19 protein-coding genes are annotated in these 17,089 nt (G+C 59.1%); 11 read left to right on the top strand and 8 right to left on the bottom strand.

Features of this window, described 5'->3' with window-relative positions:
* The first annotated feature begins 403 nt into the window (after positions 1 to 403).
* Positions 404 to 1,390 (top strand): hypothetical protein, encoded by a 987-nt coding sequence (locus PSH91_RS20355; protein WP_305466604.1) that lies wholly within the window; start codon positions 404 to 406, stop codon positions 1,388 to 1,390.
* Between the two features lie 5 nt (positions 1,391 to 1,395).
* On the opposite strand, the gene PSH91_RS20360 is transcribed toward PSH91_RS20355, so the two are convergent.
* Positions 1,396 to 2,208, bottom strand: a complete 813-nt coding sequence (locus PSH91_RS20360; protein ID WP_305466606.1) for a sulfite exporter TauE/SafE family protein — start codon at positions 2,206 to 2,208, stop codon at positions 1,396 to 1,398.
* A 113-nt stretch (positions 2,209 to 2,321) separates the two neighbouring features.
* Here PSH91_RS20360 and PSH91_RS20365 point away from each other — a divergent pair, with 113 nt between their 5' ends.
* Together PSH91_RS20365 and PSH91_RS20370 are read left to right on the top strand one after the other, a co-directional pair.
* Positions 2,322 to 3,098: a helix-turn-helix transcriptional regulator gene (locus PSH91_RS20365; protein WP_047228796.1), complete on the top strand. Its 777-nt coding sequence runs from the start codon at positions 2,322 to 2,324 to the stop codon at positions 3,096 to 3,098.
* A gap of 83 nt (positions 3,099 to 3,181) precedes the next feature.
* Positions 3,182 to 3,499, top strand: a complete 318-nt coding sequence (locus tag PSH91_RS20370; protein ID WP_047228797.1) for a helix-turn-helix transcriptional regulator — start codon at positions 3,182 to 3,184, stop codon at positions 3,497 to 3,499.
* Between the two features lie 23 nt (positions 3,500 to 3,522).
* On the opposite strand, the gene PSH91_RS20375 is transcribed toward PSH91_RS20370, so the two are convergent.
* Complete coding sequence (locus tag PSH91_RS20375) at positions 3,523 to 4,578, bottom strand: MBL fold metallo-hydrolase (protein WP_047228798.1); 1,056 nt, start codon at positions 4,576 to 4,578, stop codon at positions 3,523 to 3,525.
* Positions 4,579 to 4,764: 186 nt separating this feature from the next.
* Between PSH91_RS20375 and PSH91_RS20380 the strand changes: the two genes are divergently transcribed.
* Positions 4,765 to 5,376: a TetR/AcrR family transcriptional regulator gene (locus PSH91_RS20380; protein WP_047228799.1), complete on the top strand. Its 612-nt coding sequence runs from the start codon at positions 4,765 to 4,767 to the stop codon at positions 5,374 to 5,376.
* A gap of 25 nt (positions 5,377 to 5,401) precedes the next feature.
* Here PSH91_RS20380 and PSH91_RS20385 read toward each other — a convergent pair whose 3' ends face one another.
* Positions 5,402 to 5,935, bottom strand: coding sequence for a DUF1003 domain-containing protein (locus PSH91_RS20385; protein ID WP_047228806.1), 534 nt, complete (start codon positions 5,933 to 5,935; stop codon positions 5,402 to 5,404).
* A gap of 92 nt (positions 5,936 to 6,027) precedes the next feature.
* A complete protein-coding gene (locus tag PSH91_RS20390) occupies positions 6,028 to 6,975 on the bottom strand; it encodes a LysR family transcriptional regulator (RefSeq protein WP_305466611.1) in 948 nt (315 codons plus the stop codon).
* A 14-nt stretch (positions 6,976 to 6,989) separates the two neighbouring features.
* Between PSH91_RS20390 and PSH91_RS20395 the strand changes: the two genes are divergently transcribed.
* A complete protein-coding gene (locus tag PSH91_RS20395; RefSeq protein ID WP_076383731.1) occupies positions 6,990 to 7,700 on the top strand; it encodes a CTP synthase in 711 nt (236 codons plus the stop codon).
* Positions 7,697 to 8,011, top strand: a complete 315-nt coding sequence (locus tag PSH91_RS20400; RefSeq protein ID WP_047228802.1) for an antibiotic biosynthesis monooxygenase — start codon at positions 7,697 to 7,699, stop codon at positions 8,009 to 8,011. Before PSH91_RS20395 ends, PSH91_RS20400 begins: the two co-directional genes overlap by 4 nt.
* Positions 8,012 to 8,682: 671 nt before the next feature.
* Here PSH91_RS20400 and PSH91_RS20405 read toward each other — a convergent pair.
* Positions 8,683 to 9,009 (bottom strand): DUF2025 family protein, encoded by a 327-nt coding sequence (locus tag PSH91_RS20405; protein WP_047226968.1) that lies wholly within the window; start codon positions 9,007 to 9,009, stop codon positions 8,683 to 8,685.
* A gap of 244 nt (positions 9,010 to 9,253) precedes the next feature.
* On the opposite strand from PSH91_RS20405, the gene PSH91_RS20410 reads away from it, so the two are divergent.
* Together PSH91_RS20410 and PSH91_RS20415 are read left to right on the top strand one after the other, a co-directional pair.
* Positions 9,254 to 10,381 carry a glycerophosphodiester phosphodiesterase gene (locus PSH91_RS20410; protein WP_047226969.1) on the top strand — a complete coding sequence of 376 codons (1,128 nt, stop codon included), beginning with the start codon at positions 9,254 to 9,256 and terminating at the stop codon, positions 10,379 to 10,381.
* Positions 10,382 to 10,462: 81 nt separating this feature from the next.
* Positions 10,463 to 10,768, top strand: a complete 306-nt coding sequence (locus PSH91_RS20415; RefSeq protein WP_047226970.1) for a PepSY domain-containing protein — start codon at positions 10,463 to 10,465, stop codon at positions 10,766 to 10,768.
* Between the two features lie 85 nt (positions 10,769 to 10,853).
* Here PSH91_RS20415 and PSH91_RS20420 read toward each other — a convergent pair whose 3' ends face one another.
* Complete coding sequence (locus tag PSH91_RS20420; protein ID WP_173406640.1) at positions 10,854 to 12,479, bottom strand: methyl-accepting chemotaxis protein; 1,626 nt, start codon at positions 12,477 to 12,479, stop codon at positions 10,854 to 10,856.
* 315 nt (positions 12,480 to 12,794) lie between these two features.
* Here PSH91_RS20420 and PSH91_RS20425 point away from each other — a divergent pair, with 315 nt between their 5' ends.
* The 3 genes from PSH91_RS20425 (at position 12,795) to PSH91_RS20435 (ending at position 14,504) form a co-directional block, all read left to right on the top strand.
* Positions 12,795 to 12,938, top strand: coding sequence for a hypothetical protein (locus tag PSH91_RS20425; RefSeq protein WP_172833788.1), 144 nt, complete (start codon positions 12,795 to 12,797; stop codon positions 12,936 to 12,938).
* Between the two features lie 37 nt (positions 12,939 to 12,975).
* A complete protein-coding gene (locus tag PSH91_RS20430) occupies positions 12,976 to 13,221 on the top strand; it encodes a hypothetical protein (RefSeq protein WP_076383727.1) in 246 nt (81 codons plus the stop codon).
* Between the two features lie 83 nt (positions 13,222 to 13,304).
* Positions 13,305 to 14,504 (top strand): MFS transporter, encoded by a 1,200-nt coding sequence (locus tag PSH91_RS20435; protein WP_047226973.1) that lies wholly within the window; start codon positions 13,305 to 13,307, stop codon positions 14,502 to 14,504.
* Here PSH91_RS20435 and arfB read toward each other — a convergent pair.
* Complete coding sequence (gene arfB, locus PSH91_RS20440) at positions 14,501 to 14,914, bottom strand: alternative ribosome rescue aminoacyl-tRNA hydrolase ArfB (RefSeq protein WP_047226974.1); 414 nt, start codon at positions 14,912 to 14,914, stop codon at positions 14,501 to 14,503. The two genes, PSH91_RS20435 and arfB, sit on opposite strands and share 4 nt — an antisense overlap.
* 222 nt (positions 14,915 to 15,136) lie before the next feature.
* Entirely contained in the window at positions 15,137 to 16,558 is a 1,422-nt protein-coding gene (locus tag PSH91_RS20445) for an amino acid permease (protein WP_047226975.1), read from the bottom strand.
* Between the last annotated feature and the right edge of the window lie 531 nt (positions 16,559 to 17,089).

A 17,089-nucleotide genomic window follows, 5' to 3' on the forward strand; every position in this document is an offset into this window, starting at 1 on the left:
TTTTGTTTTCTATAAGAGCCGATATCGAGTTTAACTCAGGGCAGCCAAGCAACCTTTGCCCTAGGAAAAACTCAGAATCGTTGCGCATTGGTGGCGGAAAGCTTCTCGGATTTTGCGAGGGTTTTGAGATTCCATCAGAAGCCGTCGTCCGTTGTCCGTTGTTCAGGCGGCGGTTTTTTGTTGGTGATATGGAATTGGGGCTGCTACGCAGCCAGCGGGAGCAAGCTCCCTCGCCACGGGTTGGTGTCAGGTCACAGGTTATCGGCAGGCTTGATGGCCGGGGGATTTTGGGCATCGCGAGCAGGCTCGCTCCCACAGTTTTTGGTGGTGTGCTGAAACTTTGAGTGCAACCGGCCCTGCCCTTCGCTATTAATACATTTCCCCCTCCTGGACCCGAGCCCCGATGAAATTCGACCTCGCCTACTGCCTCAGCCTCGACGACAAGCTGTCGATCTATGACGTGCGCGATTTGAATTTCGACGAGACAGTGGCATTCGATTCCGCGAAGGAACAGTTCCAGTGCCCCAACGATGCCTGTCGGGTGGCGTTTGATGCGGCGAATGTGTTGGGGACGTTCAACGCCAAGAACGTGAATTACGTGCGCACGCCGCACTTCAAGAACATCCCCAGCACGCGGCATATCGAGGGTTGTCCTTATGTCAGCCTGAAGACTCCGGCATCAGGCCTGGAGACGGAGGGCGGGGAAACGGATGACGGTCCGGAGGAGCATTTTCCGTCGGAATTATTGCTGACTCGGCGTGAGTATGTGCGCAAGCCATCCAGCCCGACGGTGGTGGCGGACGTTCTGCGCGATGAGCGAGAGCCTTCAGCCGCCAGCCATGTCGAGCACCCGAGCCGTGATTCAGCGCCGGACAAGACCAGCGTCTTCGCCCATCCGGTGGAGTGTTTTGTGTCGAACTTCGCGGACAGGGAACTGCTCAAGCGCATGCCGCTGAAAATTGGCGAGCACACGGCGCCCTATGGATCGTTCTTCAAGAAGATCGAGTACCTGCTGGACAACAAGGGGCTGATTTACTGGGGCAAGATCAAGCAGATCAAGGATTACACCCAGAGCTTTCGCATCGACTTCGAAGTAAAGGTCTGGTTCAAGCAACCGGACGAGGCGAAGAAGAAGCCTTACTCGGTGAACGTTTACCTGAGCAAGAAGCTGATCGACAACTACCGCAAACGCAAAGCGTTTCTGGAAGAGATCAAGCACGCCATCGAGAGTGACGCGCCGTTGTATTGCTTCTTTTATGGCGTGACGCCGGAGCTGAAACAAGTGCCGAGCAAGAAAAACCCCGAGCAGACGTTCGGGGTGTTCAGCGCCAATATCGAGAACCTGGATCACTTCATTATTCGGGAAGCGCCGGGGTTGGCTGGTCAATAGCTACCCTACCCCAGCCACATCCCAACCATCACAAACATCAACAACCCTACATACACCCGCGCATGCAGCCGATCCGGTATCCGCCCGATCCATGGTGTTGCCAGACGGATGCCCAGTAGCGCGCCGAGTGTGAGCACAACAAAGGCCAGCAAGTCTACGTAACCGACAAACCACGGGCCGAAGTCTGTCCCGGTGAAGCTGGCCAAGGCCATGTAGGTGACGGTGCCGGCCAACGCGACGGGCACGCTCAGTGGATTGGCCATCGACGTGGCCTGGGACATGCTCAGGCCACAACGGCGCAGCAGTGGCACGGTCATGACGCTGCCGCCGACGCCCAGCATTGTGGCGATGATTCCGATGGTTGTGCCGCCCAACGCGGTCTCCATTGGCGCCAAAGGTCGTAGGACGGCATCGCTGGCGCGTGTCAGAAAACCTCGCCGCAGCAGGCAGTCCAGGATGGTCAGGCCCAGGTAAGCCATGAAGGCGTAGCGGATAATCTCGCCATTGAGCCAAGTGGCGGCCGCTGCGCCGAAAACCGCCCCCAGCGCAATGAAAACGCCGAACGGCCACAGGTAATGACGAATCAGTTGACCGGCACGCTGGTGTTTTCCGGTGGCGACCAGGGCGTTGACGATCATGACGCAGGTCGAGGTGGCGACGGCAATGTGCATGGCCGATTCACCGATGGCGTCACCCGAGTGATGGGCCATCAGCATGCGATACATCAAAGGCACCACGACGAAACCGCCGCCAAAGCCGAACAACACCGCCGTTACGCCACTCAGGCAGCCGAAGCACGCAAGCAATACATAGAACATCGAGGCGAATCCGTGAAATGGGAGGCGCCCCACGTTAGATAAGCGAAGCTTGGCCCGCTCTAGCAAACAGGCCAATAATGTTTGCGTTTACGCCAATGATGAGTAGCCCCTCGATGCGCAACACTTCGATCGATTTATTGGATGCGATCCCCAGGGCTGTCGTCGCCATTGGCACCGACTACCCCCACGGACATTTACTGCCCTCGCACCATCATCGCCGGGCGCAGTTGCTGTATGGCGCCACTGGTGTGATGCACGTCCGCACCGAAGACGGTAATTGGGTGGTGCCGCCGCAACGGGCGGTATGGATCCCGCCCGGGGTTGCCCATGAGGTGCTGATGCTGGGGGTCAGCACGCGCAGCGTGTACATCGAACCGGCCGCGGTGACGGCCATGGACGCCCGTTGCCAAGTCATCAGCGTGTCGCCCCTGATGCGCCAGTTGCTGCTGGAAGCCGTGGAGCTTGCGCCGGAATACGACGAGGCCGGACGCGACGGCGCGCTGATCAATCTGTTGCTGCACGAACTGTTGCGCAGCACTCATTTGCCGTTGCACCTGCCACTGCCCAAGGACCCACGCCTGCTCGGCCTGTGCCAGGAGTTTCTGAAACGCCCCAACGCCCACGTCTCACCTGTGCAATGGGTGGCACAGTTGCCTATCAGCCTGCGCTCGTTCAATCGGCTGTTCAGCCGGGAAACCGGGTTGAGTTTCAGCCAATGGCGACAACAGGCCTGTGTGATGTCGGCGCTGTCTCGATTGGTCGTAGGCGATTCGGTAACCCGTATTGCCCTGGATCTGGGCTACGACAGCCCCGCAGCGTTCTCCACCATGTTTCGCCGGGTGCTGGGTCACGCACCGAGTGCCTGGCTGGAAAAGACCACCGGTCATTGATCAAAAAAATGAGATTGATCAGGATTCAAAACAACTGTACAAAAACACAGTATTTTTTGAATCCACAGCTTTGGAGAACTCCCATGGCCTCGCTCGCAATCAAAACCACCCTGGAACGCATCGCTGTCTATCAATTCACCCCTGCCCACAGCGCGCAGGCTCGAGCCATGCTGGGCTGGAGTGTCGAGGAATTGTCACGGCAGTCTGGAGTCTCGACCCAGGCCATCCGGCGCTTCGAAGCGGGGGGCGAGCTACTTGATGTCACCCGCCTGGCCCTGGCCTTTCGGCTGGAAGCCGAAGGCCTGGTGTTCTTCCCGGGCTTTGCGCCTGGGCGCGGCATGAATATCAAAGGCGCCACGCCGGATCCGATGGGGCGGCCAGACTACGCAATGATCGAATGATCGAATGATCGATGCGTCGAGGGTCAGGCCATATCGGGCTGGTCTTGATAAGCCGAGGGTTCCACGTCCAGCCACCAGGCGCGGCCACGTTGCGGTTGCGCGAGGCTGAAGGCTTCACCCATTTGCGGGGTGGCAATGCAGACGTTGCGCTCCCAGGCCAGGGCCAGGATGCGATCGAAGGGTTCGTACCAGGCATGCATCGACAAATCGAACGTGCCGTTGTGGATCGGCAGCAACCAGCGGCCCTTGAGGTCGATATGCGCCTGCAGGGTTTGCTCCGGTTGCATGTGGATGTGCGGCCATTCGACGTTGTAGGCGCCGGTTTCCATCAGCGTCAGGTCGAATGGGCCGTATTGCTGGCCGATGCGTTTGAAACCGTCGAAATAGCCCGTGTCGCCGCTGAAGAAGATTCGGGTGGCGCCATCGATCATCACCCACGAAGCCCATAACGTGCTGTTGCCGTCGAACAGCCCGCGACCGGAAAAGTGCTGGGAGGGTGTGGCGATGAATTCAATGCCGTCCACTTCGGTGCTCTGCCACCAGTCCAGCTGACGCACCTTGCTGGCGTCGATGCCCCATTTGATCAGGGTGTCGCCTACCCCGAGAGGGGCCAGGAAATGCCGTGTCTTGGCGGCAAGTTGGAGGATGGCCTGATGATCGAGATGGTCGTAGTGATCATGGGAAAGAATCACCGCTTCAATTGGCGGCAGCTGTTCCAGGCTGATGGGCGGCTGATGGAAGCGCTTGGGGCCAGCCCATTGCAGGGGGGAAGCGCGCTCGGAAAAAACCGGGTCGGTCAGCCAGAACTTGTCTCGCAGTTTGAGCAGCACCGTGGAATGACCGAGGCGGAAAACACTGTTGTTCGGCGCGGCCAGCAGGTCGGCGCGCGTCAGCGGTTGTACCTCGATGGTGCCCGCAGGACGGGTGTTGCGCGGTTTGTGGAAGATCATGTTCCACATGATGCGTAGCATCTGGCCGAGCCCTTGGCGCGGTGTAGGGGCGTGGTTACGGTACTTTCCTTGCTCCTGCTGGGATGAAGGAAGCACCGCAGGGCTGTCAGTCGAAGAAAAAATGGTCATGATGCGAAAACTCCAAGGACGTCGTCGCAATTGCGCTTCGCCGTTGTGGGACGCTAATGGCCGTTGCATGCACGCTCAGCCGCCTGATTGAAAACTACACTACTCGGTGTAGTTTGTAGATTGCAGCAATCCCGAGAGCAAGTAAACTGCCAAGTGTAACTTCCCTTCTCCAGATGATGATTAACCATGACCGTACCGCCGCAGCGCCTCACCGAGCGAAAACGCGAATCCATCCTCCAGGCCGCGATTGCCGAATTCCGTAGCAGCGGTTTCGAGATCACCAGCATGGACAAGATCGCGGCGACGGCGGGTGTGTCAAAGCGCACGGTGTATAACCACTTCCCCAGCAAAGAGGAGTTGTTTGCGGAAATTCTGAATCGATTGTGGAACAGCATTACCGCCGAACAGGACATGGCCTACAGCCCGGAGCAGCCCCTGCGTGAGCAGCTTCGAAAGCTGCTGCAAGCCAAATTGCACATGCTGGCAGACGATAATTTTCTCGATCTGGCGCGCATCGCCATTGCCGCGACGATTCATTCGCCCGAGCGAGCCCAGGATATGGTTGCGCGCATGGGTCAGCGCGAAGAAGGTTTGACCGTGTGGATTCGCCAGGCCCAGGCCGACGGTCGGTTGAAAGCCGTGGAGCCGGCGTTTGCGGCGCAACAGATGCACGGGCTGATCAAGACGTTCGCCTTCTGGCCTCAAATTTCCATGGGCCAGCCGTGCCTGACCCAGGATGAACAGACTCAGGTGGTTGAATCGGCCCTCGACATGTTCCTGGCCCGCTATCAGGTCTGAGTGTCGCTACCACCGCAGAAACGGATTACGGCATCGATGGCTTGCTCACGAATTTCTCGTGCATCTCGGTAGTCAGGCAGTCGATGCGCTCGGTCAATGCCTTGGTCATTTCCGTCAGGCGGGTGTTCTGCTCCAACAACTCGAGCAATTGCGCCGTGTTCTGTGCTGCCTGGGCCTGGCGCTCACTGTTGGCAATGGCCAGTGCTTCGCGATGTTGAGCATCCGCTTCGGCTTGGGCCTTGTCCCGCGCGGCCTGGCGTGTCTGCGCCAGCAGGATCAGCGGGGCGGCGTAGGCCGACTGTAGGCTGAACGCCAGATTCAGCAAGATGAACGGGTAAGCATCGAAATGAACCACACCCAACATGTTCAGGCTTATCCAGATCAACACGATCAAGGTCTGCGCCCCCAGGAACATGGGTGTCCCGAAAAAACGCGCGAATGCCTCCGCGCGTAGCGCAAAGCGGTCATTACCAAAGGTCGGCCCCAAATGCGCGTGGGGACGATGAAAACGCAAGTGATCAACAGGTGCTGTGGAAGTGGGCTGCGACGATTCTGTCATCATGATGTTCTCTGCCTGAGGCTGGGGCTCAAGTCACTATACCGCCGGGAGATCATCCTCGATTGAGCCATCAACGCCCTGTTGGACAAAAGTCAGTGCAAGCGCAGATTGCACCTGAGTTCATCGAACAATGTCACCACTGAGCGCAAGGCGCGACAGTCGGGCCGGGTCAGCAGCCAAAGGGCCGTGTCATACCCCGCCAGCGGTTCGCCAATGGGCGTAAGGCCCTTGTTTTCGCCGATTAGAAAGTCCGGCAACGCCGCCACGCCCAGCCCGGCTCGAACCAACTCGGTGACCGAAAGCATGCTGTTGCAGCGATAGGCCGGCACCACGCCAGGAAGATGCTGACGGCGCCAAGCCACAGTGGGGTGATCGGGGAGAAAGTCATCCGGCGCGATCCAGGTCATGGCGGCCAGATCATCCGTATTTACCGAACGCAGATAGCGGGTGTCGGCACATGCCCGATAAACCACATTACCCAGATGCCGCCCGACTAGATGTTCCGGCGGCGTACGGGTCAGTCGCAAGGCGATGTCGGCGTCGCGGCGGCTCAGGTTGGCAAAGTCGTTCGAGGTGCTCAGCTCAAGGAACAGCGCCGGGTAAGCAGGCATGAACCGCGCCAGGGCCGGCAGCAACAATGCTTGCAGGACCGAGTCAGTGCAGGTCAGGCGCACCGTGCCGCTGACGACCTCACCGCCCTGCTCCACCCCGATACGCGCCGCCTCCAACGCTTGTTCGGCGCGCTCGGCCTGCTCAGCCAGCGCCTGGGCCAGGCTCGTGGGCAAATACCCTGCACGGCTTTTTTCGAACAAGGGTTGGCCCAGGGCGGCCTCCAGCCGCCGTACCGAGCGGAAGACCGTGGACACATCCACGTGCAGCAAGCGCGCGGCCCGGGCCAGCGAGCCGCCACGGACCAGCGCCAGGATCAGGGACAGATCGGGATAGTCCAGACGATAGTGCGTCGATGCATTGATCACTTGGGCAAACGCCAATATTGATTGCGTGAACGCCAATCTATAGTGGCGACCAGGAATCAACAAGCGGCGAGCCTCTCATGGAAAACCAGCGTTCTTTGCACATCGCCCTGGTCGGCGACTATGACCCTCAAATAACGGCCCATCGGGCCATCCCCATCGCACTCGAACTGGCCAGCAAGCAAACCGGTCATCACATTGGATTTCAATGGCTGGGCACCGACCTCATCACCGACAGCGCCGTCCTGAATGGTTTCGACGGGGTCTGGTGCGTGCCCGGCAGCCCTTACCGAAACGAAAATGGCGCGCTGCAAGCCATTCGTTTTGCCCGCGAACAGCGTCGCCCTTTCCTCGGCACCTGCGGCGGTTTTCAGCATACCGTGCTGGAATACGCGCGCAATGTGAAGGGCTGGGCCGACGCAGCCCATGGCGAAACAGCTCCCGAGGCTGAACGGGCACTGCTGACGCCGTTAAGCTGTGCGCTGATCGAAACCATCGACTGTCTTGAGCTTGACGCCGATTCGTTGATTGCCAAGGCCTATGGTCGCCTTAAGGTTTTCGAAGGATATCGGTGCAGCTTTGGGGTCAATCCACAGTTTGAGCGGGACTTGCTGAGTGACCGCTTGCACGCCGTGGCCCGGGATTCGGCTGGCGATTTACGGGCCGTGGAGCTGGCTGATCATCCTTTTTTTGTCGCGACCCTGTTCCAGCCTGAGCGCGCAGCGTTGGAAGGACGTGTGCCGCCGCTGGTCAGTGCGTTTGTCGAGGCTTGCCGGAGGACAGCATCATGAGCGCCCCGTATTACGCGGTGATTTTCACCTCCCTGCGCACTGAGGGGGACCAGGGTTACGCCCAAGCCGCTGAGCGCATGCTGACTCTGGTTCAAGAGCAGCCGGGCTTCCTCGGCGTCGAGTCGGCCCGTGGCGAAGACGGCTTGGGCATCACCGTGTCCTACTGGAGCAGCGAAGCGGCGATCCTGGCCTGGAAACAGCACCCCGAACACCGCGCAATCCGCGAACGCGGTCGCTCGACCTGGTACGCCCATTGCCACACGCGGGTGTGCAAGGTCGAACGGGACTATGCCTTCCAGCGCCAAACCTGATGCCAGCCTACAAAACCTGCTCGCGAAAGCGCTGGGCCAGCTTGCATCCATGCTGAATGTGCCGCCGTCATCGCGAGCAGGCTCGCTCCCACATTAGTTTTTCAGGGCTACCCGATTCGGTGTCCACCTCAAATCCCTTGTGGAAGCGGGCTTGCTCGCGAAAACGCTGGGCCAGCTTGCATCCATGCTGAATGTGCCGCCGCCATCGCGGGCAAGCCTTGCTCCCACAGTGGTTTTTCAGGGCTACCCAATTCGGTGTTCACCGCAAATCCCTTGTGGGAGCGAGCCTGCTCGCGATTGCGGCAGATCAGCTTGCATCAGTGTTGAATGTGCCGCCGCCATCGCGGGCAAGCCTTGCTCCCACAGTGGTTTTTCAGGGCTAACCGATTCGGTGCGCACCGCAAATCCCTTGTGGGAGCGAGCCTGCTCGCGATAGCGGCAGATCAGCTTGCATCAGTGTTGAATGTGCCGCCGCCATCGCGGGCAAGCCTTGCTCCCACAGTGGTTTTTCAGGGCTAACCGATTCGGTGCGCACCGCAAATCCCTTGTGGGAGCGAGCCTGCTCGCGATAGCGCTGGGTCAGCTTGCATCAGTGCTGAATGTGCCGCCGCCATCGCGGGCAAGCCTTTCTCCCACAGTTTTTTTTCAGCCCATTCATAGTCGGCGTGGCTTTAGCCTTCCACCAACTGACGCACTGCAACAATCTCCGGCAGGTCGCTACGGGCCATGTAAACCCGCAGCGGTTCGGTGAGGTTGATCCGGTCGTCGATGTTCTGGTCCAGCAGCAACTGGATGCGCTGGCGACTCAGGGCCATGGTGCCGTCTGCCGCCGGAGTCCAGACAAATTCACAGGTGGGGATGATGCCGTCGTCGGCCACGTCCATGCCAAAGGCATCTTCGCTGAAGCGCACGATGTACTGGCCGGTTTTGCGGTTCAGGCCGACAAAACCCTTGAGCTGGTCGGCGGCCTGGCAGATGAATGTCGAAGTGGTGCGCATGGTAAACCTCATGGATGCGTCCCGCAGGACGTCTGATCGATGGTTTACACGCAGGGCAATTGGATGCTGTCTTCGGGTTTCCCTCTGCCGGGGAAACTGGTGCGGCCAAGCGTACTGCAAAGCGACCTGGAAAAGCGTGGGAAAAATCTGCTTTGCGCATTTTTATGTCGGTATAGCGATAGCGCCAGGAACGTTCAGTTGTTAAAAGATAGGTCTTTGCGAAACCCACGAAAGGATCTCGAGCATGCCTGTCACCTTCACCCGTAGTGCCCTGATGCTGAGCCTGCTGCTTGGCTTCGGCCAGACACAGGCCGGCGAAGCCGCGCCCCCCAAGTCCCTCGCGGCCCTTCAGGGCATTCCTCACCCAGCGGTGATCGCCCACCGCGGCGCCTCGTTTGACGCGCCGGAAACCACCGCCGCGGCCTACAAACTGGCCCGCGACCTGGGCGCCGACTACTTGGAACTGGACCTGCAACGCAGCAAGGACGGCGTACTGTTCGTGCTGCACGACGACAGCCTGCTGCGCACCACCGATGTCGCGACCAAATTCCCCGAGCGCAAGGACAGCACCGCCAACGAATTCACCATGGCGGAACTCAAAACCCTCGATGCCGGCAGTTGGTTCAACACCGCCTACCCGGACCGCGCCCGCCCGTCGTTCGTGGGCCTGAAGATTCTGACCCTCGATGAAGTCATCAACATCGCCGAAGGCAACCCGCTGCACAAACCGGGGCTGTACATCGAAACCAAGGAGCCGAAGCTGTTCCCCGGCATCGAGCGCGACTTGAAGGATAAACTGCATGACCGCGGCTGGTTGAGCCCGTCGGGCTCCAAGCTCGCCAAACGCGCCACCGGTGTAGGTCAGGGCAAAGGCAAGGTGGTGTTGCAAACCTTCGAAAAGAGCAGCCTCGAACTGCTGCAAAAAGAAATGCCGAACGTGCCAAAAGTCCTGCTGTTGTGGGTGGGCGATGGCTACATCGAGGCCAAGTCGAAGGTGACGTTTGCCGAGTCCGGCGAAACGGACAAGGCGGCCTATTACGCCAAACAGCAGCCCAAGGACAACGCCGAGTTTGAACAATGGGTTCAATTCGCCAAGGCACAAGGCGCTATCGGCACCGGGCCGTCCGCCGCGTTGACTCAAGGCGGCAGCCAGAGTTATTCGGATCTGGTGCAGCCGTGGATGAACCAATACACCCATGACCAGGGTTTGTTGGTGCACGTTTATACGGTGGATGAAGCGGTGGACTTCAGAAAAGTGCTGGAGGCCGGAGTGGATGGCATCTTTACCAACCGCGCCAGCGAACTGCTCAAATACTTGAAGCGTCCCGAAACAGGCAGCGTGGCGCAGGTGCTGGAGAACAACGGTTACTGAATTAAGGGTGAATTAAGTTGCCACAGTTAATCTGAACCCACTTAAACGACACACCCCTTAATCACAGCAAGGAAAGAACACATGAAAACTTTGACTGCCCTGTTCACCGCCGCAGCCCTGACCCTCACCGCCGGCCTGGCCCAGGCTGATGTTCGAGTCGACCAGATTCCTGAGTTGGTCAAGAGCGGAAAAATCAAGCCGCTGGAAGAGATGAACCAAGCAGCCCTGAAGTTGCACCCAGGCGCAACCATCACCGACACCGACCTGGATAACCACTTCAACGGTTATGAATATGAAGTTGAACTGAGAATGGCCGATGGCACAGAGTGGGATGTAGACTTTGACGCAACTACCGGCAAAGTCCTGAGCGACAAGCAAGACCGTTAATTGGTCACTAAAATGAGCCGCGCAACCTCAGGGTTGCGCGGCTTTTTTGCATCTATCGACAACTACCGCTAACGACCGTCGACCGTCAGGCACTCAACCGCGCCGTCACTTCATTCAACTGCCCTGACAAACCGTGCAGGTTCCGACTCGCGGCTTCGGTGCGCTGTACATTGTCCAGGTTAGTGCTGGCGATGCAGGTGATTTCGGTCAGGTTGCGCGAGATGTCTTCAGCCACCGAGGTCTGCTCTTCTGCGGCAGTGGCGATCTGACGATTCATGTCGCGAATCGCTTCCACGGCCTGGGTAATGCGTTCGAGCATCACACCGGCCTGAGTCACCTGCTCCACACTTTCTTCACTGCGCGACTGACCGCTCTCGATGGCCTGGGCTGCGTCCACCGCACCGGTTTGCACGGTCTGGATAATCTGGTTGATCTCGATGATGGACGAGGCGGTGCGCTGGGCCAGACTGCGCACCTCATCGGCAACCACCGCGAAACCGCGTCCAGCCTCGCCAGCCCGGGCCGCTTCGATGGCAGCGTTGAGGGCCAACAGATTGGTCTGCTCGGCGATACCGCGGATGACTTCCAGCACCTTGCCAATGCGCCCGCTATCGGTTTCCAACTGGCGGATAACCGTGGCCGTGTTGGCGATTTCACCGCGCATGCGGGTGATGGTATGAATGGTCCCTTGCATGACCTTCTCGCCCTGCTGCGCCGAGTGATCGGCGTCATCGGCGGCCTGTGCCGCGTCGGCGGCATGGCGAGCGACTTCCTGGGCGGTGGCGGACATTTCGTTCATCGCCGTCGCCACCTGGTCGGTGCGTTCGAATTGCTCGCTGGTGCCTTGGCTCATCAGGCTGGCGATGGCATTAAGCTCGCCGCTGGCACTGTCCAGTTCCGTGGCACTGCGCTGCAGACGCGAGAAGGTTTCGGCGAGAAAGTCGCGCAGGGTATTGGCGGCCAGCGCCAGGTCACCCAATTCGTCCTGCCGGTTGCTGACTACCCGCTCGGCGAAACGGCCGCGACTCAGTTGGGTCACGTATTCGATCAGGTTGCGGATCGGCTGCACCAGGTTGCGATTGACCAGCCACAGGCTGAACAGCCCGATCAGCAGGCCGGAAACCAGCATGATCACGGTGCCCAGCATAATCGTGCGATCGGCACCGGCACTGATCTGCGCCGATTGTTCGCTGGCAAGTTTGCGCAACTCCACCACCAGCGCACTCATTTGCTCGCTGGCCGCGCGGTCCACACCTTTGACCGCCGCATCACCCGCCGCCGCATCGCCGCCCGCCGTCACAAACGCATCACGGCCCTTCTGGTAGGCCGCACCCAATTGACGGTGTTCGTCTCGCAACCCCTCAATCCGAGTCTTGATGGGTGTCGCAACCCCTTCAAGGGCGATCAACTGGCCAAGAATACCCTGGACATCATGCTGGCGATCTTCGAACTGCTTCCAGTATTTAGCCAGGTCTGCCGGCTGCTTGCCGCGCAGCAGAACGTTTTTCCATTCCTGGACCTGCACCTTGAATTGCAGGTTGGCCTCATCGATCAACTGCGACGCACGCAACGGGCCATCGATCAGGTTGCGATAGTTCTGGACGCCGTTGGAGAGGAAATGGAAAGACGCCAGGGCAATCAGCAACATCGCCAGCAGGCTGCCACTGAGCAAGGCGAGAATCTGCGCTCTCAGGGATTTTTGTAGAAACATGGAGGGAAATCTCTTGAAAAGAAGAAAGAGCCAAGCTCACGGACGACACGTCCCGACCTCCATGTTCGTGGTTTGCAGTGTCGCAACCGAATGCGGGATATGTACAAACCATCGACCCGCCGGGCGTATTCTTGAGCCTTCGCGACGACCGGTAGCAGGCGTTTGATGATTGGACATGTCCTGTCCAGACAAGCCCTTTTGTCGCCGCAACGGAACTTAAAAGTCTTTTTGTCATTTCTTCTGCTGTATCCTGCCCAAGCTTTTTAAAAGCGCGGATCTACCAGATCTACCAACAGACTTTGCGAGGAGCGCGATATGCACGAGATTCCTAATCTCCCCTTCCCTAGCCTGCACGAAACTGAGCAGACGACCACGCTACAAGCCGGGGGGCAACCAGACGCCCAGCAACCCGAGCCCAAAGAAGCCACTGAACGCCGCCAGGCCGACAGCGAAGACTGATTCACCCGCACGACCAGACCGTGTGGAAAGCGCTAAGATGCGCTTTCCACACTGCCTGAATCCTGAGCCCCCCATGACCGATGACCCTACCTTCAGCGAAGCCCAAGCCAGCGTCCTGATCGGCACCGCCGAAAAGATGGTCGATATCTGGACGCGCCTTTCCCCAGAGAAACAAGCCGCCCTGCTGGCACGATTTGGCACTGAAGAAAACGCCCTCGCTGCATTGGTCACCACACACCTGGTGGCCGGACAAGACGACACCCCAGCGCCATCCGGCAAATAGTTTTACTTTTCCACGCTTCACGGTCGCAGGCACCGCTATCATAAGCAGCCTATCTATCCTGCTGCTCCGTGGACTCTTTACCCATGCCAGATACCCAGCGCCCCTTGGCGGTCACGCTGCAAGTCGTTTCCATCGTTCTGTTCACTTTCATTGGCTACCTGAATATCGGCATTCCCCTCGCCGTGTTGCCCGGGTTCGTCCACGGCGAACTGGGTTTTGGCGCGGTGATCGCCGGGTTGGTAATCAGCGTCCAGTACCTGGCCACCCTCCTCAGTCGTCCTTATGCCGGACGGATCATCGACAACCTGGGGAGCAAGCGCGCGGTCATGTTCGGCCTCGCCGGTTGCGGGCTGAGCGGTGTGTTCATGCTGGCGTCTGCCTGGACGTCAAACCTACCGACGCTGAGCCTGATCAGCCTGCTGATCGGCCGCCTGGTGCTGGGCAGCGCCGAAAGCCTGGTAGGCTCGGGATCGATTGGCTGGGGCATCGGCCGGGTCGGCGCGGCGAATACCGCCAAGGTGATTTCCTGGAACGGTATCGCCAGCTACGGCGCGCTGGCGATTGGCGCGCCGTTGGGGGTGTGGCTGGTGAAATCCCTGGGGCTGTGGAGCATGGGCGTCAGCATTATTTTGCTGGCGTTGCTGGGGCTGGCGCTGGCCTGGCCGAAAACGGCGGCGCCCATTGTCACTGGCGAACGGCTGCCTTTCATGCATGTTCTCGGACGCGTCCTGCCCCATGGCTGCGGCCTGGCCCTGGGCTCCATCGGTTTTGGCACCATCGCCACGTTCATCACCCTGTATTACGCCACGCAGCAGTGGGACAACGCAGTGCTGTGCCTGAGCCTGTTCGGCGCCAGCTTCATCGGCGCGCGCTTGCTGTTCGGTAATTTGATCAACCGCCTGGGCGGCTTCCGGGTGGCGATTGCCTGCCTGTCGGTGGAAACCCTGGGGTTGTTGTTGCTGTGGCTGGCGCCGGATGCGCACTGGGCCTTGGCCGGCGCGGCATTGAGCGGCTTCGGTTTTTCCCTGGTGTTCCCGGCGCTGGGGGTGGAAGCGGTCAACCTGGTACCCGCCTCCAGCCGTGGCGCGGCGGTGGGCGCCTATTCGTTGTTCATTGACTTGTCCCTGGGGATTACCGGGCCGTTGGCCGGTGCGATTGCCGCAGGTTTCGGTTTTGCTTCGATCTTTTTGTTCGCCGCGCTGGCGGCCTTGGGCGGGTTGTTGCTGAGTCTCTACCTGTACCGCCAGGCGCCGAAGTATCGCCAGGAGCGGGAGAAAAACTAGAAATCCACCTTGCCGCGCCCGGCTTTGATCGAACCGCGCTTGGTCTTGGATTCCAGGCGACGTTTCTTCGAGCCCAGGGTCGGTTTGGTCGGACGGCGCTTCTTTTCGACCTTGGTGGCGTTGAGGATCAGCTCGGTCAGGCGTTCCAGGGCATCGGCCCGGTTCTGTTCCTGGGTGCGGTATTGCTGGGCCTTGATGATCAACACGCCGTCGCTGGTGATGCGACTGTCGCGCAGCGCCAACAACCGCTCCTTGTAGAAATCGGGCAAGGACGAGGCCGCAATGTCGAAACGCAAGTGCACGGCGCTGGACACCTTGTTGACGTTCTGCCCGCCGGCGCCTTGGGCACGGATGGCCGTCAGCTCGATCTCGGCGTCCGGGATGTGCACAGTGTTGGAAATTGCCAGCATGGAAAAAGAGGTCCGGTATCAGGACCCACAGAATACCGCGAATCCCCAAGACAGCGACCAACCCTTGTGGGAGCGAGCCTGCTCGCGATAGCGGTGGGTCAGCTTGCATCAATGCTGAATGTGCTGGCGCCATCGCGAGCAGGCTCGCTCCCACAGGGATCAGCATGAGTCTGAATACAACAAACCCGGCCAAGTGCCGGGTTTCTTGTATTTCAAGGACGCTTACTTGGCGGCAGCGGCCACAGCCATGTCCTGCCGGGCACTGCGCTTGTTCTTGATCAGGTAGCACACCCACATGAACACCACCCACACCGGAATCGCGTAGACCGATATCTGGATGCCGGGAATCAGCAGCATTACCCCAAGAATGAACACCACGAACGCCAGGCAAACGTAGTTGCCGTACGGATACCACAGCGCCTTGAACAGCGGTGTCTGGCGGGTCTGGTTCATGTGCTGGCGGAACTTGAAGTGCGAATAGCTGATCATCGCCCAGTTGATCACCAGGGTCGCGACCACCAGCGACATCAACAACTCCAGCGCATGCTGCGGGATCAGGTAGTTAAGCAGCACCGCCACCAGCGTGACCGCAGCAGAAGCCAGGATCGAACGCACCGGCACGCCACGCTTGTCGATCTTGGCCAGGGCCTTGGGCGCATCGCCCTGTTCGGCCATGCCCAGCAGCATGCGGCTGTTGCAGTAGGTGCCGCTGTTGTACACCGACAGCGCGGCGGTCAGCACTACGAAGTTGAGGATGTGCGCCGCCGTATTGCTACCCAGCATCGAGAACACCTGCACGAACGGGCTGCCGCTGTAGGCATCGCCGGAGGCATTGAGTGTGTTCAGCAGGCTGTCCCATGGGGTCAGGGACAACAGCACCACCAGGGCACCGATGTAGAAAATCAGGATCCGGTAGATCACCTGGTTGATGGCCTTGGGGATCACGGTTTTCGGTTTGTCCGCCTCGGCAGCGGTGAAGCCGAGCATTTCCAGGCCACCGAAGGAGAACATGATGATCGCCATCGCCATCACCAGACCGCTCACGCCGTTGGGGAAGAATCCACCGTGGGCCCAAAGGTTGGTCACCGAAGCTTGTGGGCCACCGTGACCGCTGACCAGCAGATAGCTGCCCAGGGCAATCATGCCGACAATTGCCACGACCTTGATGATCGCGAACCAGAACTCGGCCTCGCCAAAGACTTTGACGTTGGCCAGGTTGATGACGTTGATCAGGACGAAGAATGCTGCCGCCGAAGCCCAGGTCGGGATGTCCGGCGCCCAGTAGTGGATGTACTTGCCGACCGCGGTCAGTTCCGACATGCCCACCAGGATGTAGAGAATCCAGCAGTTCCAGCCCGACAGGAAGCCGGCGAAACCGCCCCAATACTTGTGGGCAAAGTGACTGAAGGAGCCGGCCACTGGCTCTTCGACAATCATCTCGCCCAACTGGCGCATGATCATGAAAGCAATGAAGCCGCAAATGGCGTAACCGAGGATCATCGACGGGCCGGCTGACTTCAGCACCCCCGCCGAGCCGAGGAACAGGCCTGTACCGATCGCGCCGCCGAGGGCGATCAGTTGAATGTGTCGATTTTTCAGGCCGCGTTTCAGCTCGCCTGAATGCGTATTTTCTACAACGGTCATGCGTCACCTATTTGTTTTTATCTGTGACGAAATCGAACCCGACACGCTCGTGGCGTGGCGGAGTGAACAAGGCGGATAACCTTGAAAATGCGTGGGTACGCGAAGGGTCACAGTAAAACGCGGCGCATTGTACACCGCTCCCCCACTGCGACCAGACACCTGCGCACCCCGTACTTCAGGTCTGCCGCGCATCTGACCCGTCCCGCCGGTTTGAAACAAGCGCTGCAAAGTGTCGGAAACCCCGTCAAACCGACCTTCTCGGCAGTTTTTTCTTACAGCGCAGCCAAACGCCGGTATAGACCGATTTGATAGGCAAAAATCGTCAGCATTTCTTTACAAACCGTAACGCAAACTTTCCGTGTGGGAATTTTCTGTAAGCTGACTGCAAATTGACGGTAGCTAGCTACCTAAGCAAAAAACTACACAGCCAACTGTTTTTGAATAACTAATTTCTTCGGTAAAAATGGAATAAAAAGTTCAAACGAAAAAAATAAATTATTTTTTTGCATTCCAAAAAACCCTCGACTAGGT

The sequence above is a fragment of the Pseudomonas sp. FP1154 genome (assembly GCF_030687245.1).
GTDB lineage: Bacteria > Pseudomonadota > Gammaproteobacteria > Pseudomonadales > Pseudomonadaceae > Aquipseudomonas > Aquipseudomonas rhizophila.